The organism is Citrobacter sp. wls714 (assembly GCF_005281025.1).
Classification (GTDB): domain Bacteria; phylum Pseudomonadota; class Gammaproteobacteria; order Enterobacterales; family Enterobacteriaceae; genus Citrobacter; species Citrobacter werkmanii.
Map to the genome: position 1 here is coordinate 215,610 of NZ_SZWZ01000092.1, position 23,883 is coordinate 239,492.

The following is a 23,883-nucleotide window of genomic DNA, read 5'->3' on the forward strand; positions in this document are numbered from 1 at the left end:
TACGTGCAAAGTTGTAAGCATTAACCTTTGAGTGGGGTGTTAAATGGATGAATTCAAACCAGAAGACGAGCTGAAACCCGATCCCAGCGATCGTCGTACTGGTCGTTCTCGTCAATCGTCTGAACGCGATAATGAGCCGCAAATCAATTTTGATGATGTTGATCTGGATGCTGACGATCGCCGTCCTGCGCGCGCACGTAAAGAGCGTGAAGAAGAGCGGGACATCGAGGAAGACTATGAATCTGATGACGATGCGGTGGATGAAGAGCGTGTAGAACGTCGTCCGCGCAAGCGTAAGAAAGCGGTCAGTAAACCTGCCTCTCGTCAGTATATGATGATGGGTGTCGGTGTTCTGGTGCTGCTGCTTCTGATCATCGGTATTGGTTCTGCGCTGAAAGCCCCCTCATCTTCTTCCAGTGAACAGACTGCGTCTGGCGAGAAGAGCATCGATCTTTCTGGCAGCAATGCGACGGATCAGGCGAACACGAATACGCCTGCAACGGGCGCAGAGCAGACTGCGGGCAATACCCAGCAGGATGTTTCCTTGCCGCCGATTTCCTCTACCCCAACTCAAGGGCAGACGCCTGCGGCAACTGAAGGCCAGCAGCGTGTTGAAGTGCAGGGCGATCTGAACAATGCGCTGACGCAACCGCAAGGTCAGGAGCAGGTTAACAACGTCGTGGTGAACTCTACGTTGCCGACCGAACCTGCGACCGTCGCACCAGTTCGTAATGGTACTGCTGCGCGCCAGACTGCGAAAACGGAAACGGTTGAACGTCCTGCTGCTACGCACCAGGAACGTAAACAGGCCGTCATTGAGCCGAAGAGCAAACCGCAGACCACGGTGAAAGCGACGACGACAGAGCCAAAACCTGTTGCTCAGGCAAAACCAACCGCGACTGCGCCGACGACCACAACCAAAGCGCCTGTGGTAACCGCTGCGCCAAAAGCGACAGCAGAACCGAAAGCAACCGCGACGACGACACCTGCACAGACCGCAACTCCTGCGCCAACCGCGACGGCAACGCCTGTTGCTGGCGGAGCGAAAAGCACAGGGAATGTTGGTGCGTTAAAATCTGCGCCGTCCAGTCATTATACGCTGCAGCTCAGCAGTTCTTCTAACTACGACAACCTGAACGGTTGGGCGAAGAAAGAAAACCTGAAGAACTACGTGGTGTATCAGACGACGCGCAACGGTCAACCGTGGTATGTTCTGGTGACGGGTGTGTATGCGTCTAAAGAAGATGCAAAACGTGCAGTGTCTACGTTACCCGCCGACATTCAGGCGAAAAATCCGTGGGCAAAACCGCTGCACCAGGTTCAGGCCGATTTGAAGTAAGATAGGATATGTTCTGCAATGGTTTGCTGTTTCGCCCAATTGCGGGACAAAGACTAAAGCGCAGGATGCTGTCGGAGCTTTCTCCACAGCCGGAGAAGGTGTAATTAGTTAGTCAGCATGAAAAAAAATCGCGCTTTTTTGAAATGGGCAGGGGGAAAATACCCCCTGCTTGATGATATCAAACGGCATTTACCCCAGGGTGAGTGCCTGATTGAACCCTTCGTAGGGGCCGGGTCGGTGTTTCTCAACACCGACTTTTCTCGTTATATTCTTGCCGATATCAACAGCGACCTCATCAGTCTCTATAACATCGTGAAGACCCGCACCGATGAGTACGTGCAGGCTTCGCGCGAGCTGTTTATGCCAGAAACTAATCAGGCTGAGGTGTACTACCAGTTTCGGGAAGAATTTAATGCCTGCCAGGATCCATTCCGCCGCGCAGTGCTATTCCTGTATCTGAACCGCTTTGGTTACAACGGGTTGTGCCGTTATAACCTGCGCGGTGAGTTTAACGTACCGTTTGGTCGTTATAAAAAACCTTACTTCCCGGAAGCCGAGTTGTACCATTTTGCTGAAAAAGCGCAGAATGCGGAGTTCCATTGCCTCTCCTATGAAGAGTGCATGGACCGTGCGGATACCAACTCCGTAGTCTATTGTGACCCGCCTTATGCACCGCTTTCGGCGACGGCAAATTTCACCGCGTATCATACCAACAGCTTTAGTCCGAAAGAGCAGGCGCATTTGGCCGAGATGGCAGAAAAGCTGGTCAGTAAGCAGATCCCGGTGTTAATTTCGAACCATGACACGCCCGATACCCGTGAGTGGTACCGGGCAGCGAAACATTTTCAGGTCAAAGTGCGGCGCAGCATCAGCAGCAATGGCGGCACGCGTAAAAAGGTGAACGAACTGCTGGCGCTGTATAAACCAGGAGTCGCAACGCCTGCGAAAAAATAATTCTCAAGGAGAAGCGGATGAAACAGTATTTGATCGCCCCCTCAATTCTGTCGGCTGATTTTGCCCGCCTGGGTGAAGACACCGCGAGAGCGCTGACTGCCGGTGCCGATGTAGTACACTTCGACGTTATGGACAATCACTACGTACCGAACCTGACCATCGGCCCGATGGTGCTGAAATCGCTGCGTAAATATGGCATCACCGCCCCGATTGATGTTCACCTGATGGTGAAACCGGTCGATCGTATTGTCCCGGACTTCGCCGCCGCTGGCGCCAGCATCATTACTTTTCATCCGGAAGCCTCCGAGCACGTTGATCGTACCTTGCAACTGATCAAAGAGCATGGCTGTAAAGCGGGCCTGGTGTTTAACCCGGCAACACCTTTGAGCTACCTGGACTACGTCATGGATAAGCTGGATGTGATCCTGCTGATGTCCGTTAACCCAGGCTTTGGTGGACAGTCTTTCATCCCGCAAACGCTGGATAAGCTGCGTGAAGTGCGTCGTCGTATTGATGAATCTGGCTATGACATCCGCCTGGAAGTTGATGGTGGCGTCAAGGTGAACAATATTGGTGAAATCGCAGCGGCGGGTGCAGATATGTTTGTTGCAGGTTCCGCTATTTTCGACCAACCAGACTACAAAAAAGTCATTGATGAAATGCGCAATGAACTGGCGAAGGTAAGTCATGGATAAGTTTCAGGATATTCGGGGCGTTGCCTTTGACCTCGACGGCACGTTGGTTGACAGCGCGCCGGGATTAGCCGCCGCGGTGGATATGGCGCTGTATGCGCTGGAACTGCCGGTTGCTGGTGAAGAGCGTGTTATCACCTGGATTGGTAATGGTGCAGATGTACTGATGGAGCGCGCGCTGGCGTGGTCTCGTCAGGAGCGCGCGACATTACGTAAAACGATGGGTAAGCCCCCCGTTGATGATGATATTCCCGCCGAGGAACAGGTACGTATTTTGCGTAAGCTGTTCGACAGGTACTACGGCGATGTCGCAGAAGAGGGGACATTCCTGTTCCCTGATGTTGCCGACACGCTGGGCGCGTTGCATGCTAAAGGTTTGCCGCTGGGTCTGGTGACCAACAAACCAACCCCGTTTGTCGCGCCATTGCTCGAGGCGTTAGATATCGCCAAATACTTCAGCGTGGTCATCGGTGGTGACGACGTGCAGAATAAAAAACCACACCCGGATCCACTACTGCTGGTGGCAAGCAAGCTTGGCATTAAGCCCGAGCAAATGCTCTTCGTAGGGGATTCTCGTAATGATATTCAGGCGGCTAAGGCTGCTGGTTGTCCGTCCGTTGGTCTGACGTATGGTTACAACTATGGTGAGTCTATCGCCTTGAGCGAGCCCGATGTCATGTCCGACCGCATTAATGAACTACTGCCCGCTCTCGGGCTTCCGCATAGCGAAAATCAGGAATCGAAAAATGACTAAGCCCATCGTTTTTAGTGGCGCACAGCCCTCAGGTGAATTGACCATTGGCAACTATATGGGTGCGCTGCGTCAGTGGGTGAACATGCAGGATGACTACCATTGCATCTACTGCATCGTTGACCAACATGCCATTACCGTTCGTCAGGATGCTCAGCAACTGCGTAAAGCAACGCTGGATACGCTGGCGCTGTACCTGGCATGCGGGATCGATCCTGAAAAAAGCACCATTTTCGTTCAGTCTCACGTACCGGAACACGCACAGTTAGGCTGGGCGCTGAACTGCTACACCTATTTCGGCGAGCTGAGCCGTATGACTCAGTTCAAAGATAAATCCGCGCGTTATGCAGAGAACATCAACGCCGGTCTGTTTGATTATCCGGTACTGATGGCGGCGGACATTCTGCTGTATCAGACCAACCAGGTACCGGTTGGCGAAGATCAGAAACAGCATCTGGAACTGAGCCGCGATATCGCCCAGCGCTTCAACGCGCTGTATGGCGACATCTTCAAAGTACCGGAACCGTTCATTCCTAAATCCGGCGCACGCGTGATGTCGCTGCTGGAGCCGACGAAGAAAATGTCCAAGTCGGATGACAACCGCAACAACGTGATCGGCCTGCTGGAAGATCCGAAATCTGTGGTTAAGAAAATCAAACGCGCGATGACCGACTCGGAAGAGCCGCCTGTTGTGCGTTACGACGTGAAAGAAAAAGCGGGCGTTTCTAACCTGCTGGATATCCTCTCTGCCGTCACTGGCCAGAGTATTCCGGAGCTGGAACAGCACTTCGAAGGCAAAATGTATGGTCATCTGAAAGGCGAAGTCGCAGAGGCCGTTTCCGGTATGCTGACCGAGCTTCAGGAACGTTATCACCGTTTCCGTAACGATGAAGCATTCCTGCAGAAAGTGATGAAAGAAGGTGCGGAAAAAGCCAGTGCACGCGCGTCTGTTACGCTGAAAGCCGTTTACGAAGCGATTGGTTTTGTCGCCAGGCCGTAATGTTCTCTGCGTTGTTGAAGAAACCGGGTTTCGCCCGGTTTTTTTTCGCCTGCTTGTTGGTAAATCTCAAAAAATGTGAACCGTCTCGCCGTTTGCATATTTCCCCATTGCGCTATATCTTCATTTTAATGAAGATATAAATATTCAATTTACTGAAAATATAAAATGCGTCGGACATTTATTAAGAAAGAGGGGGTTGTGCTGACAACCCTGGCCCGTTACCTGCTCGGTGAGAAGTGCGGTAACCGACTGAAAACGATAGATGAATTGGCTGCTGAGTGTCACTCATCGGTAGGATTAACCCAAGCTGCGTTGAAAACGTTGGAATCCTCGGGGGCGATCCGTATCGAGCGTCGTGGGCGGAACGGTAGCTATCTGGTGGAGATGGATAATCGTGCGCTGCTCAAGCATGTGGATATTAATAACGTCGTCTGCGCAATGCCGCTGCCCTATACCCGTTTATATGAAGGGCTGGCGAGTGGGCTAAAGGCGCAGTTCGAGGGGATCCCGTTTTATTACGCGCATATGCGCGGGGCTGATATTCGTGTGGAATGCCTGTTGAACGGCGTCTACGACATGGCGGTGGTTTCCCGGCTGGCTGCGGAAAGTTATCTCGCTCAGGATGGATTGCGCATCACGTTGGCGCTGGGACCGCATACCTACGTTGGCGAGCACCAACTGATTTGCCGCAAGGGTGAATCCGCAGCGGTAAAACGAGTCGGACTCGATAACCGCTCGGCGGATCAGAAAATCATGACCGAGGCCTGTTTTGGCGACCGTAATGTTGAATTGATCGATATGCCCTATCACGAGAGCTTGCAGCGCATTGCGAAAGGCGATGTCGATGCGGTTATCTGGAACGTGGTTGCGGAGGCTGAGCTGGCTGTACTGGGGTTAGAAGCCACGCCGCTCACCAACGATGCGCGGTTTCTTCGGGCCACAGAGGCCGTGATACTAACCCGGGCGGAGGATTATCCGATGCAGCAGCTTCTGCGAGCCGTTGTGAATAAAGAAGCACTGCTTGCCCACCAACAACGTGTGGCGAACGGTGAACAGGAACCCAGCTATTAAGTAAAGGCGAACGACATGGAAAACAGGCTTAACCTGCTGTGTGAAGCGGGCGTTATCGACAAGGATATTTGTAGCGGCATGCTGCAGGTGATCAGACGGCTGGATGAAGAGTGGCGTTTGCCGGTTCATAGCGAGCAAGGGATTATGGCGATGACCCATATGGCGAGCGCGTTGATGCGCAGCCGCCAGGGCGAAGTGATTGAAGCGCTGGACGGTGAGATTTTGGCGGAGATGGCGCAATCGCCTCTCTGGCCAACTATTTTGCTGGTTCATCAGGCGCTGCTGAAAGAGTTTACGGTGACGCCGCACGCTAATGAGGAAGGTTACATGCTGGCGAACCTGTATGGATTGTGGATGGCGGCGAACGAAGGCGTCTGAAATCAATGAAGAATTAGCTTAGCGCACCCTAAATATTCAAAAAAATGAATATTTAACTGAAGGATTAGAAACGAGGCAGAGAAATGTTTATAGAGGCATTGAAACGCCAGAACCCCGCGCTGATCTCGGCCGCTATCGCGTTATGGCAGCAGGGAAAAATCGCACCTGACAGTTGGGTCATTGATGTTGACCAGGTTATTGAGAATGGCAAACGCCTGCTGGATGTCGCCAGGCAACATGGCATTTCGCTGTATCTGATGACCAAACAGGTTGGACGCAACCCCTGGCTGGCGGACAAGCTGTTGCAGCTAGGCTATGAAGGCATTGTGGTTGTGGATTACAAAGAGAGTCGCGTCATGCGCCGTGCCGGGTTACCGGTTGCGCATCAGGGTCATCTGGTGCAGATCCCGTCGCGACTGGTCAATGAGGCTGTGGCGCAGGGGACCGAGGTTATCACGCTGTTCTCGTTAGAAAAAGCGCGCGAAGTCTCGGCTGCCGCGGTGAAAGCCGGCTGTGAACAGAACGTGATGTTGAAGGTGTATGACAAGGATGATTTTCTCTATCCGGGGCAGGAAAGTGGTTTTCCGTTGGCGTATCTGACGGATGTGGTCAATGAAATCCGCAGACTGCCGGGTCTGCGCCTGAGCGGGTTAACCCATTTTCCCTGCCTGCTATGGGATGAAAAAACAGCGCAGACGGTGCCGACACCTAACCTGCATACCCTGGTGAGTGCCCGACACCAGCTGGAGGAAGCCGGAATTGCCATTGAGCAACTTAATGCGCCGTCAGCCAGTAGTTGCACGTCGTTACCCCTGTTGGCGGAATATGGCGTCACCCACGCCGAGCCGGGCCATGCGTTGACCGGCACTATCCCTTCCAACCAAAAAGGCGACCAGCCTGAACGCATCGCGATGCTGTGGTTGAGCGAGGTTTCGCACAATTTTCGTGGAGACAGTTATTGCTACGGCGGGGGGTATTACCGTCGCGGCCATGCGCAAAACGCGCTGGTCTTTACGCCAGAAAGCGGTGCGCCGATCGCCGCAACGCTGAAACCCGTGGATGACAGCAGCATTGACTACTACCTGCCTGTGGCCGGTGAGTTTCCGGTGAGCAGCGCGGTGATCTTCTGTTTTCGCACACAGATCTTCGTGACGCGTAGCGACGTCGTGCTGGTGTCCGGTATTCAGCGTAACGCGGCTGAAATCGTCGCCCGCTACGACAGTCTTGGCAATATCCTGGAGGACTAATGGCCCGATTCGTGGTGTTGGTTATTGATAGCTTTGGCGTTGGCGCAATGAAAGACGTCACGCTGGTCAGGCCGCAGGATGCCGGAGCGAATACCTGTGGCCATATCCTGAGCGAGTTCCCGCAGCTACAGCTGCCAACGCTGGAAAAGTTGGGACTGATTAACGCCCTGGGCTTTGCGCCGGGGGTGATGAAACCTTCAGCATCGGCAGTCTGGGGCGTTGCACAGTTGCAGCATGAAGGCGGCGATACCTTTATGGGTCATCAGGAGATCCTGGGTACACGTCCTCAGGCGCCGTTGCGGATGCCGTTTAACGACGTCATCGATGGTGTTGAGCAAGCGTTGAAAGCCGCAGGCTGGCAGGTGGAAAGGCGTGGTAGCGACCTGTCGTTTCTGTGGATTAACGACGCGGTGGCGGTAGGGGATAACCTCGAAGCGGATTTAGGACAGGTCTATAACGTTACCGCCAATCTTGCTGTTATGCCGTTTGATGAGGTGTTGAAAATTGGCCGCGTGGTACGTGAGCAGGTACAGGTTGGGCGCGTGATCGCGTTTGGTGGGCTGCTTACGGACAGTCAGCGCATTCTGGATGCCGCTGAGACCAAAGAAGGACGCTTTATCGGTATAAGCGCCCCACGCTCCGGCGCTTATGACAACGGTTTTCAGGTCCGGCATATGGGTTACGGCGTAGATGAGCAGGTGCAGGTTCCGCAAAAACTTCATGAAGCCGGAATCCCTACCGTGCTGGTCGGTAAGGTGGCGGATATCGTTGGCAATCCGCACGGGCGCAGCTGGCAAAACCTGGTGGATAGCCAGCAGATCATGGATATCACCCTTAACGAATTTAACGCGGAGCCGACGGTATTTATCTGTACCAACATTCAGGAAACCGATCTTGCCGGACACGCTGAAGACACGGCGCGTTATGCCGAACGGTTGCAGGTTGTTGACCTTAATCTTTCGCGCCTTCTGGCCGCTATGGATCCAAATGATTGTCTGGTGGTCATGGCCGATCACGGCAACGATCCGACCATTGGGCACAGTCATCATACCCGAGAGGTTGTACCGGTTCTGGTGTATCGGCAGGGGCTGGAGCCAGCACAATTAGGTATTAGGGCGACGTTATCCGATGTTGGCGCTACGGTGTGCGAATTTTTCGGCGCGTCGTTACCACAAAACGGCAGCTCTTTTCTTTCGGCATTACGGCTTAAAGAGGACATCTTATGAGTTTTGATCCGACGGGTTACACCTGGGTTCACGAACATCTGCATATCGATCTCTCCGGGTTCAAGAATAACCTTGATTGCCGGTTAGATCAGTACGACCTCATTTGCCAGGAGATGAAGGATCTCCGGGCGTTAGGTGTCAGCAACATTATTGAGATGACCAACCGCTATATGGGGCGTAATCCGCAATTCATGCTCGACCTGATGCGCGATACCGGCATCAACGTGATGGCCTGCACAGGCTATTATCAGGATGCTTTTTTTCCCGAGCATGTTGCGACCCGTAGCGTGGAACAGCTCGCGCAAGAGATGATCGATGAGATTATCATCGGTATCGATGGCACTGAGTTGCAGGCTGGAATTATCGCGGAAATCGGCTCCAGTGAAGGAGTGATTACGCCGCTTGAAGAGAAGGTGTTTATCGCCGCAGCGCGCGCGCATAACGAAACCGGACGCCCCATTTCGACCCATACCTCTTTTAGCACCATGGGATTAGAACAACTGACCCTGCTGAGGACGTACGGCGTTGACCTTTCTCGCGTAACCGTTGGTCACTGCGATTTGAAAGATAACCTCGACAATATTTTACGCATGATCGATCTCGGCGCGTATGTGCAGTTCGATACCATCGGTAAAAACAACTATTACCCGGACGAGAAACGCATTGGCATGCTGCACGCGCTACGCAATCGTGGGCTGCTAAATCGCGTGATGCTCTCTATGGACATTACCCGCCGCTCGCATTTAAAAGCCAATGGCGGCAATGGCTATGACTATCTGTTAACCACTTTTATCCCACAGTTGCGCCAGTCAGGATTCAGCCAGGCCGATGTGGACACGATGTTACGTGATAACCCCTCACAATTTTTCCAATAAGGACAGAATCATGAAAAAGATTGGCGTTGCTGGCTTACAACGTGAGCAGATTAAAAAGACCATCGAAACCGCCGCTCCTGGCTGCTTTGAGGTGTCCATTCATAACGATATGGAAGCGGCGATGAAGGTGAAATCCGGACAACTGGATTACTACATTGGCGCTTGTAACACCGGCGCGGGCGCAGCACTGTCGATTGCCATTGCGGTGATTGGCTACAACAAAAGCTGCACTATCGCCAGGCCGGGTATTAAGGCGAAAGACGAACATATCGCAAAAATGGTTGCGGAAGGGAAAGTGGCTTTTGGCCTCTCCGTCGAACATGTTGAACATGCGATACCGATGCTGGTTAACCATCTGAAATAAAAGGCATGACTATGGATCTGTACATTCAGATTGTGCTGGTGGCCTGCCTGACCGGCATGACGTCACTTCTGGCGCATCGCTCGGCGGCTGTCTTTCATGACGGAATCCGTCCGATTCTGCCGCAGCTGATCGAGGGATACATGAACCGCCGCGAGGCGGGAAGTATCGCGTTTGGTCTGAGTATCGGTTTTGTGGCGTCGGTGGGGATCTCTTTTACCCTAAAAACAGGTTTGCTTAACGCCTGGCTGCTGTTCCTGCCAACGGACATTCTCGGTGTGCTGGCGATGAACAGCCTGCTGGCGTTCGGTCTGGGCGCTATCTGGGGCGTATTGATTCTGACCTGCCTGCTGCCGGTAAACCATCTGCTCACGGCGTTGCCGGTTGATGTGCTGGGTAGCCTCGGCGAGCTGAGTTCTCCGGTGGTTTCTGCATTCGCACTCTTCCCGCTGGTGGCGATTTTTTACCAGTTTGGCTGGAAGCACAGCATTGTCGCCGCGGTGGTGGTACTGATGACCCGTGTGGGGGTCGTGCATTACTTCCCGCATCTGAACCCGGAATCCATTGAGATCTTCGTCGGGATGATGATGCTGTTGGCCATCGCCATTACGCATGATATTCGCCATCGTGGTGATGACGAGATAGATGCCAGCGGGTTATCGGTCTTTGAAGAGAGAACTTCGCGGATTATTAAAAACCTGCCGTACATCGCCATTGTCGGCGCGTTGATTGCCGCCGTCGCCAGTATGAAGATTTTCGCCGGCAGTGAAGTTTCGATTTTTACGCTGGAAAAAGCTTACTCGGCGGGAATTACGCCGGAGCAATCGCAGACACTGGTTAACCAGGCGGCATTGGCGGAATTTATGCGCGGGCTGGGTTTTGTGCCAATGATTGCGACAACCGCGCTGGCGACGGGTGTTTATGCGGTAGCTGGCTTCACGTTCGTCTATTCCGTTGGCTACCTGGCGCCGAACCCGTGGATTGCGGCAATCCTTGGCGCTATCGTGATTTCAGCGGAAGTGCTGCTGCTGCGTTCGATTGGCAAATGGCTGGGACGGTATCCGTCAGTGCGTAACGCGTCGGACAATATTCGTAATGCCATGAATATGCTGATGGAAATGGCGCTGTTGGTCGGCTCGATTTTTGCCGCTATCAAGATGGCGGGCTACACCGGCTTCTCGATTGCGGTGGCGATTTACTTCCTCAACGAATCGATAGGGCGTCCGGTTCAGAAGATGGCGGCCCCGGTCGTGGCGGTGATGATCACCGGTATTGTGCTGAATATTCTCTACTGGTTTGGTCTGTTTGTTCCGGCTTGAGGAGGCGTAAAAAATGAAAACATTCCCTCTGCAAAGCCTGACGCTCGCAGAAGCGCAGCAGAAGCAGTTTGCGCTGGTGGATACGCTGTGCCGTCACTTTCCCGGCGCTGATTTTCTGACCGGAGGTGACTTGGGACTGGTGCCGGGGCTGAATCAGCCTCGGGTGACGCAGCGTGTGGAAAAAGTGCTGGCCGAGGCATTTCATGCTGAGGCCGGCGTGTTGGTTCAGGGGGCTGGTACCGGTGCGATACGCGCCGGACTGGCGGCGCTGCTCAAACCCGGCCTGCGACTGCTGGTTCATGATGCGCCCGTTTACCCCACAACACAGGTACTCATCGAGCAGATGGGCATTACTCTGGTCAGGGCAGATTTCAACTGCCTCCGGGAAATCACGCGGGTTATTACGCAGCATCGCCCGGATGCCGCGCTGGTGCAACATACGCGTCAGCAGCCGCAGGATCGTTACATTTTAACCGAGGTACTGGCGGAGATTGCGCGCTGCGGCGTACCGACGTTAACCGATGATAACTACGCCGTCATGAAGGTAGACGGTATCGGCTGTGAACATGGGGCGACGCTGTCTACATTTTCCTGCTTCAAGCTCTTTGGCCCGGAGGGAGTTGGGGCGGTTATCGGCAAGGCGGAGGTTATCGCCAGAATCCGTGCGACTCTCTATTCCGGCGGCAGCCAAATTCAGGGGGCGCAGGCCCTGGAGGTGCTTCGTGGTTTGGTTTTTGCTCCGGTGATGCATGCGGTACAGGCTGGCGTTTCTGAACGATTGCTGACGCTACTCAATAGCGGCGTGATACCTGAGGTGAAAAAGGCGGTTATTGCCAATGCCCAGTCGAAGGTGCTAATTGTTGAGTTTCATCAGCCGATTGCCGCCCGCGTACTGGAAGCGGCGCAAGAGAAAGGCGCATTACCGTATCCGGTGGGGGCAGAGTCGAAATATGAGATCCCTCCTCTGTTTTATCGTCTTTCCGGGACGTTTCGCGAAGCAAATCCGTCGCTGGGCGATTATGCGATTCGTATTAATCCAAACCGGAGTGGAGAAGAGACCGTACTACGTATTTTGCGTGAGAGCGTGAATGCGATAGCATATGAATGAGCATAGAATCTGAAAATGCAAAAAACCGGGAAATACCCGGTTTTTTTGTATCTGCGCAATAACGTCTATTACTGATCTGCAGCCGGGCCACAGCCACCAATAATTTTAGAAATTGAAATTGCCGGATGCAGGAAATAATCGTAGCTGCAGTTATTTTTTTTGTTTTCGATATGACCAGTACATGCGGTCAGTGTAGCCAGAACCCCAGCGACAATGGTGATTTTTGCAAATTTAAACATGTTAAAAATCCTTGTTAGATATCTATTTTAAAATGGATGAAATCCATTTCTCGGCGGTTAGGATATCAACTAACATAAAACTTAAGTAGTCCAGAAAAGGACTTGGTAATTTTTATATAAAACATATGGTTAGTGAATTGTTTTTAAATTAAAACAGCCTGGTATTAATAAGTAATACCAGGCTGCCGATTTAATTTATTAGCGGAATGTTTTTCTGAAATTTAACATAAAGCCTTTATCGCTGATGTTGTCCTCTTTCCACTGGTAAGCATCCAGATTCAGGCTGGCGTCTTTGGTGCTGTATTTCACGCCGATGGTTGCCAGACCATTAACGCCGCCGCCTTTTTGACCGTCATCCACGCCGAACGATTGACCCGCCGCACCCTGTAATGACGCTGTACGCTGGCTCTTGCTGTAGCTCAGGTTCGGGCCGCCTTCCAGCGTGGCGGTGGCACCCCAGCCGTTTTTCCCAACGTAATCCAGCTTCAGGCCGACAATGGAATCTACAGCGGTTTCGCTGCCAGCGTTCATCGACAGGTTAAAATCTCCTGCACTGCGCTCTTTGTAACCATCTTCCATGGTGTGACGGAATTTCACCCCGGCATACGGCGTGACTTTCAGCGCATCGCCCATCATGGTGAAAGTTTTCGCTCCTTCGCTGCGAAGCTCAAGATACTGCTGACGTGCGTCGGAATCCGCCACCTTGTTGGTGTCGCCATAAGAGACAGAACGGCTGCTGTCGAGGTTGTGCACGTCATAACGCAGGCTGTTGTTCCACGCCAGACCTTCATCAAACGCCATGCTGTGCTTCAGACCAAAGAACTGACTGTAGCCGCCGGTCAGGCCGTTATCGCCCGCGGTTTTCGAACCGTCGCCATCCAGACGCGCAATACCGTACTCCAGCGTCAGATTCTGGCTGGCGGTGAGATCCAACGTCTGGCGTAATGCCAGCATGTCGTACTGGGTATCGTTGCCCAGCTCAGCGCGTGGGTCGCCTTTCGCTACGACGTTGAACGCTAAACCATCTTTGATCTGCGGCGCAGCGTCGGCCAGCATGGTAAAGCGGTTGCTGAGTACACGCGCTTCACGGAATACCGTGGTGGCCTGACTGCCGCTTACCTGTTTCAGCGCGCTGTTCAGCTCAGCAGTGGTGCTTACGTTAAGGCTGGTGTACAGCTCGTTGTTGGTGTAACCAGCGTCCAGCGCACTCGCTACGCCAGAAACGCTGGCGTCGGTGGCCACGTCGGCATAGGCGTTTTTGGTCATGGTGACGTCAACGTTGCCGTCGCTGTCCTGGCTACCCTGGGCGTTCCACACCACGCTGGTGGATGTGATGTTGTCCGCACCCTGGATATTGCTGCCGGTGAAGGCGTTATCCACCACCACGGTGGTCTCCGCCGTGCCGCTGGTAAAACCGGTATCCACCTTCACGTTGTCGCCAATCACCAGATTATTGGCTTTCAGCGTACCGGAACTGCCATCGGCGTTGGTGCCGACAATATAGTTGGAGAGCTGCTGCGGCGCGTTTGGATCCGCTGGCGGCGTGGGGATGCTGCCCTCGGTTGGGGCGGTAGCCGCATCTGGGATAACGATGTCTGCCGTACCGTTGTGGTCATCCAGCGTACCGGTGGTGCCCGGTGCGTAGATGTCGCAGCCGCTGTCGCACAGCAGGTTGATTTCACCGTTGTTAATGATGGCTTTGGTCTGGCCGCCAAACGCATACGAGTCATCGGCGTAAACGTTGATCACTCCGTCTGCGGCGTTGTTAATAGTGGTGGCTTTACCGTTGCCTTTGATACCGATAAGCCCGGTGCCGTTGGTGCCGTCCTCCTTGCCCTGCTCAGTACCGACGTTGATGGTGCCGCTGTTGACCAGGTTGATTACATAGCTGCTGGTGCCGCCGCTAATCGCCACGGCGTTATCGCCCTGCACGTTGATAGTGCCCTGGTTGCCAAAGTTATAGCCTCGGCCCAAGTTAATCAGCGGCGCATCCGGGTTAATACCGTTGATCACGCCGGTTTCGGTGTTCCAGATCCATTTGGGGTCATTGCTGCCGTTGACCGTGGTGATGGCGCTGTAACCGTTAGTGGCGGTGATGGTGCCGCTGTTTACCTGGGTCAGCGAATCATTGGCGCGTGTCAGGTTGATAATGGTGTTCTCGCCGCCTTCCACCGCGCTTCCGCTGTTGGCAAGCGTTGCGCCCTGCTGGTTATAGAAGTAGAAGCTGCCGCTGACCAGCGATTTGCCATCTTCCGCCACCGTCATATCGCCGGTGTTGACGATTTCTTGCTGGTAGCTGCCGCCCACGATGGAGCCGGTAAAATCACCGTTATTGTAGAAAGTAACGTCGCCGTTAAGGGTTAACAGATCGGTGGTGATGCTGCCGCCCGCTTCATTGAAGAGGCTGTGCCAGGTGGAAATAGCGTCCGCGTCCAGCGTCCCGTAGTTGGCCAGCGCGTTAGCCCCGCCGTTAATCGTCAGGGTGCCGTTGACGGTAAGTGAAGCGCCAGCCTCGTTGTACAACCAGCCCCCGCTAACGTCCACATCACCGTTCAGGGTTTCAGTACCGTAGTTGGCCAGCGTACCATTGGTGAAGAAACCCGCGTCAGAAGTCTGCGTGTCGCTGTCGCCGCTGCCAGGCAGGGATTGAATCCAGATTTTATCCGTTGGTGCATCGCCCATATGGGAATCAGCGTCATCCATCGGGCTGCCGTTAAGGTTGATGGCGCCGTTATTGATGATGTAGCTGGAACTGTCGCTCAGAAACGCCTGGCCGTAATCGGCGTCGATGTTAATCACGCCGGTAGTGTCATTGATGACGACGCCGCCGTTGAGCGCCATCATACCGAACCCGGCGTTGTTAACGGTAATGGTGCCGGTGTTGATGGCGGTGGCGTCGCCATCGGCATCGGTGGAACCCGCCACCATTCCTGAGCTGGTGAGATAGAGCGATGACGGCTGCCAGTAGCTGGTGCTGGTGATGTTATTTTCATCGTCCAGCGTCGGGACCAAGCCGTCCAGATAGATATCGCCTGCGTTTGACGCTGTTCCTCTGCTGGCTGTTACGCCATATACACCCGCGCCCTGCAAATGGATAGTGGCATCCTTATCATTAACGACATCGCCGTAATCCGTAGCCAACATGGCGTAAAAGGTGTGGGTGTACCATTTCAGTGGATATGCGCCATCACCGCCACTGCCCTGCGGCGTCTGGTCAGAAATGATGGTGATATCGCCGTCGGCTTTGTTATGAACAGCCGATCCCTCGCCATTAGCCCTTGTGATGGCTACACGATCCTCACTGCTGTTGCTACTGGTCGCGTAGACAAGAATATCTCCGCTGTTGCGGACTTCCGCGCCGTTATCTGCGCGAATGACGGAATACACGCCATGGCTTGTAATATCGCCTTTATTTTCAATTGATGTGCCTTCGCCATCAGCCATCAGCAACGCGTTGTAGGTGAAAGTGCCTGAGTTTATATAACTGGCATTAACTTCAACAACCGAGTCATCATCCAGAATCAGGGAGCCGCCGTTGTTGACCTGCGCCAGTACAACGTGACCACCCACTATCGTGTTGGTATCAATGGTAGAATGACCGTTTAGCGTAACGTTACTGTTACCGCTGATGCTGATGCCGGTAATGTATGAAGAGGTTCCATCAAGTGGATCCTCGTTGTGGGTGATATTAATACCGCCGCCAATCTCAACGTCGTTATCATCACCTGTTACGCTCAGGCCAACAACGTCCAGGTATTGTCCGCTGATGGCGGACAGATCGTTGTCATCAATATTCAGCGCGCCATTAAGGGTAACGTTATTGCCGTTACCGCCGACAACAACGCCGGTTAACGGGGGGGCTCCGGCAGCCAGAGCATCCTGCCCGTAGTCGGCGCTGATATTTACGTTGCCGGTGATATCAACGGCGTTGCTGTCGCCGCTCACGCTCACGCCTGTCGCTGTGCTAAACACGCCTGCGCTGTCCTGGACCGAGACAACGTTAATATCGCCATCCAGCGTAACCTGCGACATATCGCCGCTTACCAGCGCGCCGGTGCCGTTAAGGCTGACGTCAATATCCCCTTTGTTTTTGAAAGTGTTTTTTTCGCCTGCAACCACAAAACCTATGGAGTCCTGATCGCGGACGGTGGCATTGCCGGTATTTTTTGCTTCATTTCCGGTGCCGTAGGTGATGATGCCCATCGCGCCGTCGGTGACCAGCAGATCGCCCGCCTGGGTCAGGCTGCCGTTATCGCCATTGATAACTACGGCGGCAGAGCCTGCGCCATCCACCGCGATATCGCCGGTATTGGCGATACGGGCACCGTCGCCGTCAATTTGCGTACCGATGGCGCCGCCGGAGATAGTCTGATTACCTTCGTTGATAATAAGCGCGTTGTTGCCGTCGATATACAGCGCCGTGGAGTCCGCGCCGCTGACGGTGGTGCTCCCGGCGTTATCGATAACCACGTTGTCGCCGGTAATGTGGCCGCCGGTGCCGCCGTCGGTGATGGTCATATCACCGTCGTTGTTGACGCGGGCGTTATTGCCGTCAATGACGGTACCGGTGGAGCCTGCTCCGCTGATGTTAGAGGTACCGGTATTCTTAATCGTGGCGTTGTCGCCATCGATGATGATGGCGGTGCCGCCGCCGCTTACGGCAATGTCGCCGGAGAAATCGGTGCTGGTGCCGTTGCCGGAAATCAGCGCGCCGGTGGCGTTGTCCACCGTTGAGTGGCCTGAAATGGTGTTGGTGGTGCCGTCTCCGGAGATAACCATACCGGTGGCACCGTCGGTCACGCTGGAGTCCCCGGTGAGCGTGTTGACGGTTCTATCGCCGGAAATAATCGCGCCGGTACTGCCCTGGCCGCTGATATCCATGCCGCGATCGGTGGAATGCGATTCGTCGTCGCCGCTGATAACCGTGGTTTTATCGTCGGCAATAATCAGATAGCCACGGCTGTCGTACTTCCAGTAGAGACCGTTTTCCTGGGTGCCTTCAATCACGGCGGCATTGGCGTCGGTCACGTCCCAGCCGGAGACGTTCAGCGTTTTGCCGTCCAGGGTGGTGAGCTGCCACTGGTTGTTCTGTTCTGAATAATTCCACACGGCACCCTCGAGAACGCTGCCGCTATCCAGTTTGAAGCTATCGAAGGCCAGGGTGTCTTTGCCTTTATCGATGGTGACGCCGTTGCTGAAGGTAGTAACAGAGTTATCTGGGGGCGTGTCGTCGTCATCAGGCGGGGTCACATCGTCATCGCCGCCATCATCGGGCGGGGTCACATCATCATCGCCGCCATCATCAGGCGGGGTTACATTGTCATCGCCGCCATCGTCGGGCGGGATCACATCATCATCGCCGCCATCATCGGGCGGGGTCACATTGTCATCGCCTCCATCGTCAGGCGGGGTTACATCGCCGCCATTGTCGGGCGTAGGGGGCGTATAAGAATGAGTGGAATCTCCGCCACTGTTATTTTCAACGCCAATAGCCACGCCCGCGGCCAGCGCAGCAACGCCGCCAGCAACCCAGCCCCAGTGATTATCTTTTTCAGATAATGTAGCAAGGCAGGCCGGTGAGAGTTTTTCGCGCTTTTCTTTAGGCAGGGAGGAGATATTACTGGGACATTCTTTTTCATCATCGTTATTCTCTGCGGCGATGGCCGGAATGTAATAACTTTGCATCGCGAGAGCTATAGCGATAGAAATAAGTTTTTTCTTTTGCATAGGGTTCATCCTTGATTAATATTTTCCTTGCGTACTAAATATATGCAGATAGCGATACAGGCAATGATGAAATGGCCAGAGTAAAATTATCCTTTAGTGTTTATTTTATCACCCGATAACCTGGGTAGGTCAAATTGAATACTTAACGATACTATTTGCGGTATGAATGGATGTGGGGCGAATTTGGCTAATGAAAGAGTTTTTACGCAATATTATTAATAATCAAATTCACTTCATGAATTTAATTTGGGTTGCTTAATTCAATTTTAAGTAAAGTTAATTCGAAGTTACGAGTAGTTGTAAAAAAAGCCCTGGGGAACAGGGCTTTTTTTAATTAATGGTTAGAGAACCAGTTCAGCTTATCGCGAAGGCCTACCACACGACCAACAATAATTAGCGCTGGGCTTTCAACCTGTTGCGCTAATTCCCCGAGCTGCGTCAGCACACCGTTGACGACGCGTTGTTTCACGGAGGTGCCGTTTTCTACAAGTGCAACCGGCATATCGGGCTGCATGCCAAATTCGAGCAGTTTTTCCTGAATCGTGGCCGCCTGGTTCAGCCCCATGTAGAACACCAGCGTCTGTTTCTCTGCCGCCAGATTTTCCCAGTCCAGCTCGCCGCCGGTTTTCAGGTGCCCGGTAACCAGACGAACGCTCTGGGCGTAATCACGATGGGTCAGTGGAATGCCGGAATAGGCGGAACAACCGGAGGCTGCGGTAATACCCGGTACGACAGAGAATGGAATACCGGCGTGGCAAAGCGTTTCCAGCTCTTCGCCACCGCGACCAAAGATGAACGGGTCGCCACCTTTCAGTCTCACGACGCGTTTACCCTGTTGCGCTTCACGCAGCAGGATCTGGTTAATCTCTTCCTGCGGTACGCAGTGGTAACCCGCACGTTTACCGACGAACACCCGGTCGGCATCGCGGCGCACGAGGTTCATAATATCGTCGGAAACCAGACGGTCATAAACCACTACGTCTGCCTGCTGGATCTGCTGCAGCCCTTTCAGCGTCAGCAGCCCGGCATCGCCAGGACCGGCACCAACCAGCACCACTTCTCCACGGTGATCCAGTGGTTCGCTAAGCAACTGCTCGGTGGTTTCTTCGACGGCTTTTGTGTCACTGTTTGCCAGCGACTGCGCCAGGCGGTCATTAATGAACAATTTTTCCCAGAAGCGGCGACGTTCACCCATACTGGCAAACTGTTTTTTAACCCGGGAGCGCAACTTGCCGGCATATTGCGCGACCTGGCCCAGATGCTGAGGCAGCATGGATTCGAGTCTTTCACGCAGCAGACGGGCCAGCACCGGTGAAGTGCCGCCAGAGGAGACCGCCACCATCAGCGGCGAGCGGTCGATAATGGAGGGCATGATAAAACTGGCTGCTTTTGGCGCATCGACCACGTTGCAGAAGATACGGCGTGATTCTGCGGCGGTGCTGACGCTTTGGTTAACGGCATCGTCATCGGTGGCGGCGATAACCAGCCAGCAAGGATCGAGCAGGGACTCATCGAACGGCCCCTCAACCAGTGTCAGCATGCCTTCATTTGCCCATACGGTGAACTGCGGAATAAACGCCAGCGCATTAACTGTTATACGGGCGCCCGCTTCCAGCAGCAACCGCGCTTTGCGTTCTGCGACATCACCACCGCCGACGATCAAGCAGTCGCGGTCACGTAGTTGACAAAATATAGGCAAATGGTCCACGACATTACCCCTTAATTATTGGCAGCAGCCTCTGGCTGATTGATTTTTGCCGGAGCCGGACGCTCCGATTTTGGCGTAGCATACCAATAACCCAATCCCATGAATACGACACCGGACAAAGTATTACCGAGTGTCACCCACAACAGGTTATGACCAATTCCGGCCAGGGTATAGGCTTCGCTATGATGACCGAACCAGGAGAGGGCAAACAGCGTCATGTTGGCAACTGAGTGCTCGTAGCCGGAAGCAATAAATGCCAGCAGACACCACCAGATAGCGAGGAATTTCGCTGCGCCTTCGGTACGAATTGCCATCCAGATTGCCAGACAAACCAACCAGTTACACAGCGCGCCTTTGAAGAACAGCACCGTTGCAGGCGCTGTGGTTTTCGCCAGTGCAACCGAATGCACGATGCTGGTATCGATCGGCAACAGGCTGCCGCCGCCCCAGCTATAAAGCAGGGCGACAAACACGGATCCGACCAGATTACCCAGCCAGGTTTGCGGCAAAATTGCCCACATTTGACCGTGGCTGATGGTGCCCGCTTTAACGCCGAGCGTCAGGAACATGGTGTGACCGGTAAACAGTTCAGAACCCGCGATGATGACCAGCGTTAAGGCGATACCAAAGGTTGCACCCATCACCAGAGGACGTACGGATGGGTCGAGCAGATTGCCGAGGGTGAAAATAAGAATGATGCCGAGACCGACATAGGCCCCTGCCATTGCCGAACTGACCCAGAATCCGAGCGGGTTATTAGTCGACAGGTGTGCGATGCGCGCAGCGTTAGCCGCACACTTATTGATAGTGTCTGTGAACATGTGTTGATTATCCTTGAAGTACAAACAATAAAAAGAAATCGTAACCGTAGGCCGGATAAGGCATTTATGCCGCCATCCGGCAATGTGCTTGTGCAATTGCCTGATGGCGCTACGCTTATCAGGCCTACAAATAAAAGACCTACAAATACGTCAAAAAAGGGGAGGCGTTGCGCCTCCCAAAAATTTATTAACCGCGCAACTGCACCGTGCCGTCTTTTACTCGCGCTTCGTAATGTTTTACCGAGAACTGTTCGTCTTCCATGCACAGCCCATCGCTTAAACGAAAGCGCTGTTTTTTCAGCGGGCTGGCGACCCACAGTTCGCCCTGATGTTCAGCGATCAAACCACGAGAAAGCACGCTGGACTCAAAGAACGGATCGATGTTGCTGATCGCAAACACCTGGTCGCTGTGATACGGGCGGAAAATCGCGACTTGTTCAGTACCTAACAGGGCACAGACGCCTGTTGCAGGCAGAATGTCATCGATTTTGCAGATGTTTTGCCACTGGCTCATGCGTTTTCCTCCACCAGAGTCACCGGGATACGCTCATAAGGCGTTGCCGGACGATGTTGTTCACGTTCAGGCACAACCTGGACGTTCGGGTCGCGTTTGTCGCTGTTGATGAAGTGCTTGAAGCGAACCTGCGCGGATGGGGTGTTAACGGTTTCTGTCCACTCGCATACCACCGCTTCACGCAGACGGGCCATCTCTTCTTCCAGATGTTCGTTCAGGCCCAGCTTGTCGTCGATGATGACCGATTTCAGATACTCAATGCCGCCTTCCAGGTTGTCTAACCATGGTGCGGTACGGGTCAGTTTGTCGGCAGTGCGGATGTAGAACATCATGAAGCGGTCGAGATACTTCAGCAGCGTTTCGCGATCGATATCCGCCGCCAGCAGATCCGCATGACGAGGTTTCATCCCGCCGTTACCGCAAACGTACAGGTTCCAGCCTTTTTCCGTGGCGATGATACCCACATCTTTGCCCTGGGCTTCCGCGCATTCACGGGTACAGCCGGAGACACCGAACTTCATCTTGTGCGGCGTACGGATGCCTTTGTAGCGGTTTTCCAGCTCGACGCCGAAACCGACGCTATCGCCCACGCCGTAGCGGCACCAGGTGCTGCCCACGCAGGTTTTCGCCATACGCAACGCTTTAGCATAGGCATGACCGGTTTCGAAACCGGCTTCAATCAACTGGCGCCAGATTTCCGGCAGGTCATCTTTCTGCGCGCCGAACAGGCCAATACGCTGAGAGCCGGTGATTTTGGTATACAGGTTAAATTCACGTGCGATACGTCCCACGGCCACCAGACCTTCCGGTGTGATTTCACCGCCAGCGGAGCGCGGGATCACGGAGTAGGTGCCGTCTTTCTGGATGTTCGCCAGGAAGTTGTCGTTGGTGTCTTGCAGCGGTGTGTGCTGCGGTTTGAGAATGTACTCATTCCAGCACGAGGCCAGCAGGGAACCGACGGTCGGTTTACACACTTCACAGCCGTAACCTTTCCCGTGTTTTGCCAGCAACTCTTCGAAGGTTTTAATGCCTTCTACGCGAATGAGATGGAACAGTTCCTGACGCGAGTACGGGAAGTGTTCACACAGGTTGTTGTTAACTTCAATACCCTGTTTCGCCAGTTCAGCGTTCAGGACCTGCGTTACCAGTGGGATACCCCCACCGCAGCCGGTACCGGCTTTGGTTTCAGCTTTCAGCGCTGCAACGGTGTGGCAACCTTTATTGATAGCAGCAACCAGCATGCCTTTGGTGACGTCGAAGCAGGAACAAATCTGCGCGCTGTCCGGCAGTTTATCGACGCCGATAGACGGTTTGCCGCTGCCCGCGTGCGCAGGCAGGATCAATGAGTCCGGGTTTTCCGGCAGTTCGATAGCGTTCAGCACCAGTTGCAGCAGATTGCCGTAATCGCTGGTGTCGCCCACCAGAACCGCGCCGAGCAGCGTTTTGTTATCTTCGCTGACAATGAGGCGTTTGTAGACTTCTTTGCTCTCGTCGAGGTAAACGTAGCTGCGCGCACCCGGTGTGCGGCCATGTGCGTCGCCAATCCCGCCAACGTCAACGCCGAGCAGCTTCAGCTTGGCGCTTAAATCTGCGCCTTCGAAGGCGTTTTCGGTTTCGAGGATATGGTCAACGGCAACCTGCGCCATTTTGTAGCCTGGTGCCACCAGACCATATACACGGTTGTTCCAGCTGGCGCATTCGCCAATGGCATAGATGTCCGGGTCAGACGTCTGGCAGGTGTCGTTAATCACGATCCCACCGCGCGGAGCGACGTCCAGACCGCACTGGGTAGCCAGTTTGTCGCGTGGACGAATACCGGTAGAGAAAACGATAAAGTCGACCTCCAGTTCGCTACCATCGGCAAAACGCATGGTTTTGCGCGCTTCGACGCCTTCCTGGACAATCTCTTTCGTGTTTTTGCTGGTGTGCACACGCACGCCCATGCTTTCAATTTTGCGACGTAACTGCTCGCCACCCATATGATCCAGCTGTTCAGCCATCAGCATCGGAGCGAATTCAATCACGTGGGTTTCAACGCCGAGGTTTTTCAGCGCACCGGCGGCTTCCAGGCCCAGCAGGCCACCGCCGACGACAGCACCGCGTTTGCTACGGCGCGCACAAGACTCAATGGCGTTGAGATCTTCAATGGTGCGGTAAACGAAGCAGTCCTGAGTTTCCGAACCTTTAATCGGCGGGATCCACGGATAAGAGCCAGTCGCCATGATCAGCTTATCGTAATAAACCGTACGCCCCGCGCTGGAGTGGATCACTTTCTCCTGGCGGTTGATGGTAATTGCGCGCTCGCCCACTAATACCTTAACGCCGTGCTTCTCGTAGAATCCTTCGCGCACCAGAGAAAGCTCTTCGGCGGTGTGGTGGGAGAAGTAGGAAGACAGGTGTACGCGGTCGTACGCTTTGCGGGGTTCTTCACAAAAGACGGTAATATCAAAATTGGCAGCGTCGGATTTATCAAGAAGATCCTCAATAAAGCGATGGCCGACCATACCATTACCGATAATAGCGAGTCTGACTTTGCTCATTTTTGCCTCGATT

The 23,883-nt window shown here is 53.8% G+C and carries 19 protein-coding genes; 13 read left to right on the forward strand and 6 right to left on the reverse strand.

Features of this window, described 5'->3' with window-relative positions; all coding sequences use genetic code 11:
* The first annotated feature begins 43 nt into the window (after positions 1 to 43).
* From damX to FDX11_RS19745, 13 genes are all read left to right on the forward strand, one after another.
* The gene (gene damX, locus FDX11_RS19685) at positions 44 to 1,339 is read left to right on the forward strand and encodes a cell division protein DamX (RefSeq protein WP_042311943.1); all 1,296 of its coding nucleotides are present in this window, start codon (positions 44 to 46) and stop codon (positions 1,337 to 1,339) included.
* Between the two features lie 117 nt (positions 1,340 to 1,456).
* A complete protein-coding gene (gene dam, locus FDX11_RS19690; protein WP_137361508.1) occupies positions 1,457 to 2,293 on the forward strand; it encodes an adenine-specific DNA-methyltransferase in 837 nt (278 codons plus the stop codon).
* A 17-nt stretch (positions 2,294 to 2,310) separates the two neighbouring features.
* Positions 2,311 to 2,988 carry a ribulose-phosphate 3-epimerase gene (gene rpe / locus FDX11_RS19695; protein ID WP_003023561.1) on the forward strand — a complete coding sequence of 226 codons (678 nt, stop codon included), beginning with the start codon at positions 2,311 to 2,313 and terminating at the stop codon, positions 2,986 to 2,988.
* Entirely contained in the window at positions 2,981 to 3,739 is a 759-nt protein-coding gene (gene gph / locus FDX11_RS19700; RefSeq protein ID WP_079225883.1) for a phosphoglycolate phosphatase, read from the forward strand. Before rpe ends, gph begins: the two co-directional genes overlap by 8 nt.
* Positions 3,732 to 4,736, forward strand: coding sequence for a tryptophan--tRNA ligase (gene trpS / locus FDX11_RS19705; protein WP_042311949.1), 1,005 nt, complete (start codon positions 3,732 to 3,734; stop codon positions 4,734 to 4,736). Before gph ends, trpS begins: the two co-directional genes overlap by 8 nt.
* 165 nt (positions 4,737 to 4,901) lie before the next feature.
* Positions 4,902 to 5,807 carry a GntR family transcriptional regulator YhfZ gene (gene yhfZ / locus FDX11_RS19710; protein WP_042311951.1) on the forward strand — a complete coding sequence of 302 codons (906 nt, stop codon included), beginning with the start codon at positions 4,902 to 4,904 and terminating at the stop codon, positions 5,805 to 5,807.
* A 15-nt stretch (positions 5,808 to 5,822) separates the two neighbouring features.
* Entirely contained in the window at positions 5,823 to 6,185 is a 363-nt protein-coding gene (locus FDX11_RS19715; protein ID WP_061381007.1) for a hypothetical protein, read from the forward strand.
* Positions 6,186 to 6,268: 83 nt separating this feature from the next.
* Positions 6,269 to 7,432, forward strand: a complete 1,164-nt coding sequence (locus FDX11_RS19720; protein ID WP_137398413.1) for a YhfX family PLP-dependent enzyme — start codon at positions 6,269 to 6,271, stop codon at positions 7,430 to 7,432.
* Positions 7,432 to 8,658, forward strand: a complete 1,227-nt coding sequence (locus tag FDX11_RS19725; protein WP_061381009.1) for a phosphopentomutase — start codon at positions 7,432 to 7,434, stop codon at positions 8,656 to 8,658. The genes FDX11_RS19720 and FDX11_RS19725 overlap by 1 nt, the downstream gene beginning before the upstream one ends.
* A complete protein-coding gene (locus FDX11_RS19730) occupies positions 8,655 to 9,533 on the forward strand; it encodes a phosphotriesterase-related protein (protein ID WP_042311962.1) in 879 nt (292 codons plus the stop codon). The genes FDX11_RS19725 and FDX11_RS19730 overlap by 4 nt, the downstream gene beginning before the upstream one ends.
* A 10-nt stretch (positions 9,534 to 9,543) precedes the next feature.
* Positions 9,544 to 9,897: a DUF2620 domain-containing protein gene (locus FDX11_RS19735; protein ID WP_047408212.1), complete on the forward strand. Its 354-nt coding sequence runs from the start codon at positions 9,544 to 9,546 to the stop codon at positions 9,895 to 9,897.
* Between the two features lie 11 nt (positions 9,898 to 9,908).
* Positions 9,909 to 11,213 carry a YhfT family protein gene (locus tag FDX11_RS19740; protein ID WP_137398414.1) on the forward strand — a complete coding sequence of 435 codons (1,305 nt, stop codon included), beginning with the start codon at positions 9,909 to 9,911 and terminating at the stop codon, positions 11,211 to 11,213.
* A gap of 13 nt (positions 11,214 to 11,226) precedes the next feature.
* Entirely contained in the window at positions 11,227 to 12,321 is a 1,095-nt protein-coding gene (locus tag FDX11_RS19745; RefSeq protein ID WP_137398415.1) for an aminotransferase class I/II-fold pyridoxal phosphate-dependent enzyme, read from the forward strand.
* A gap of 68 nt (positions 12,322 to 12,389) precedes the next feature.
* On the opposite strand, the gene FDX11_RS19750 is transcribed toward FDX11_RS19745, so the two are convergent.
* The 6 genes from FDX11_RS19750 to nirB form a co-directional block, all read right to left on the reverse strand.
* Positions 12,390 to 12,560: a YhfL family protein gene (locus FDX11_RS19750; protein WP_042311973.1), complete on the reverse strand. Its 171-nt coding sequence runs from the start codon at positions 12,558 to 12,560 to the stop codon at positions 12,390 to 12,392.
* Between the two features lie 198 nt (positions 12,561 to 12,758).
* Positions 12,759 to 18,287: an autotransporter domain-containing protein gene (locus FDX11_RS19755; RefSeq protein WP_137398416.1), complete on the reverse strand. Its 5,529-nt coding sequence runs from the start codon at positions 18,285 to 18,287 to the stop codon at positions 12,759 to 12,761.
* A 334-nt stretch (positions 18,288 to 18,621) separates the two neighbouring features.
* Positions 18,622 to 19,995 (reverse strand): siroheme synthase CysG, encoded by a 1,374-nt coding sequence (gene cysG / locus FDX11_RS19760; protein ID WP_137398417.1) that lies wholly within the window; start codon positions 19,993 to 19,995, stop codon positions 18,622 to 18,624.
* A gap of 11 nt (positions 19,996 to 20,006) precedes the next feature.
* Positions 20,007 to 20,816, reverse strand: a complete 810-nt coding sequence (gene nirC, locus FDX11_RS19765; protein ID WP_137398418.1) for a nitrite transporter NirC — start codon at positions 20,814 to 20,816, stop codon at positions 20,007 to 20,009.
* 187 nt (positions 20,817 to 21,003) lie between these two features.
* Positions 21,004 to 21,330, reverse strand: coding sequence for a nitrite reductase small subunit NirD (nirD, locus tag FDX11_RS19770; RefSeq protein WP_042312029.1), 327 nt, complete (start codon positions 21,328 to 21,330; stop codon positions 21,004 to 21,006).
* On the reverse strand, positions 21,327 to 23,870 hold the full coding sequence (gene nirB, locus FDX11_RS19775; protein ID WP_137398419.1) for an NADPH-nitrite reductase large subunit: 2,544 nt from the start codon (positions 23,868 to 23,870) through the stop codon (positions 21,327 to 21,329). Before nirB ends, nirD begins: the two co-directional genes overlap by 4 nt.
* Between the last annotated feature and the right edge of the window lie 13 nt (positions 23,871 to 23,883).

Coding starts and splice junctions, on each gene's coding strand:
- FDX11_RS19755 (WP_137398416.1), bottom strand. CDS start 18,287: ATGCAAAAGAAAAAACTTATTTCTATCGCTATAGCTCTCGCGATGCAA.
- FDX11_RS19720 (WP_137398413.1), top strand. CDS start 6,269: ATGTTTATAGAGGCATTGAAACGCCAGAACCCCGCGCTGATCTCGGCC.
- nirB (WP_137398419.1), bottom strand. CDS start 23,870: ATGAGCAAAGTCAGACTCGCTATTATCGGTAATGGTATGGTCGGCCAT.
- yhfZ (WP_042311951.1), top strand. CDS start 4,902: ATGCGTCGGACATTTATTAAGAAAGAGGGGGTTGTGCTGACAACCCTG.
- FDX11_RS19750 (WP_042311973.1), bottom strand. CDS start 12,560: ATGTTTAAATTTGCAAAAATCACCATTGTCGCTGGGGTTCTGGCTACA.
- nirC (WP_137398418.1), bottom strand. CDS start 20,816: ATGTTCACAGACACTATCAATAAGTGTGCGGCTAACGCTGCGCGCATC.
- FDX11_RS19725 (WP_061381009.1), top strand. CDS start 7,432: ATGGCCCGATTCGTGGTGTTGGTTATTGATAGCTTTGGCGTTGGCGCA.
- trpS (WP_042311949.1), top strand. CDS start 3,732: ATGACTAAGCCCATCGTTTTTAGTGGCGCACAGCCCTCAGGTGAATTG.
- dam (WP_137361508.1), top strand. CDS start 1,457: ATGAAAAAAAATCGCGCTTTTTTGAAATGGGCAGGGGGAAAATACCCC.
- gph (WP_079225883.1), top strand. CDS start 2,981: ATGGATAAGTTTCAGGATATTCGGGGCGTTGCCTTTGACCTCGACGGC.
- FDX11_RS19740 (WP_137398414.1), top strand. CDS start 9,909: ATGGATCTGTACATTCAGATTGTGCTGGTGGCCTGCCTGACCGGCATG.
- FDX11_RS19735 (WP_047408212.1), top strand. CDS start 9,544: ATGAAAAAGATTGGCGTTGCTGGCTTACAACGTGAGCAGATTAAAAAG.
- FDX11_RS19745 (WP_137398415.1), top strand. CDS start 11,227: ATGAAAACATTCCCTCTGCAAAGCCTGACGCTCGCAGAAGCGCAGCAG.
- rpe (WP_003023561.1), top strand. CDS start 2,311: ATGAAACAGTATTTGATCGCCCCCTCAATTCTGTCGGCTGATTTTGCC.
- damX (WP_042311943.1), top strand. CDS start 44: ATGGATGAATTCAAACCAGAAGACGAGCTGAAACCCGATCCCAGCGAT.
- FDX11_RS19715 (WP_061381007.1), top strand. CDS start 5,823: ATGGAAAACAGGCTTAACCTGCTGTGTGAAGCGGGCGTTATCGACAAG.
- FDX11_RS19730 (WP_042311962.1), top strand. CDS start 8,655: ATGAGTTTTGATCCGACGGGTTACACCTGGGTTCACGAACATCTGCAT.
- nirD (WP_042312029.1), bottom strand. CDS start 21,330: ATGAGCCAGTGGCAAAACATCTGCAAAATCGATGACATTCTGCCTGCA.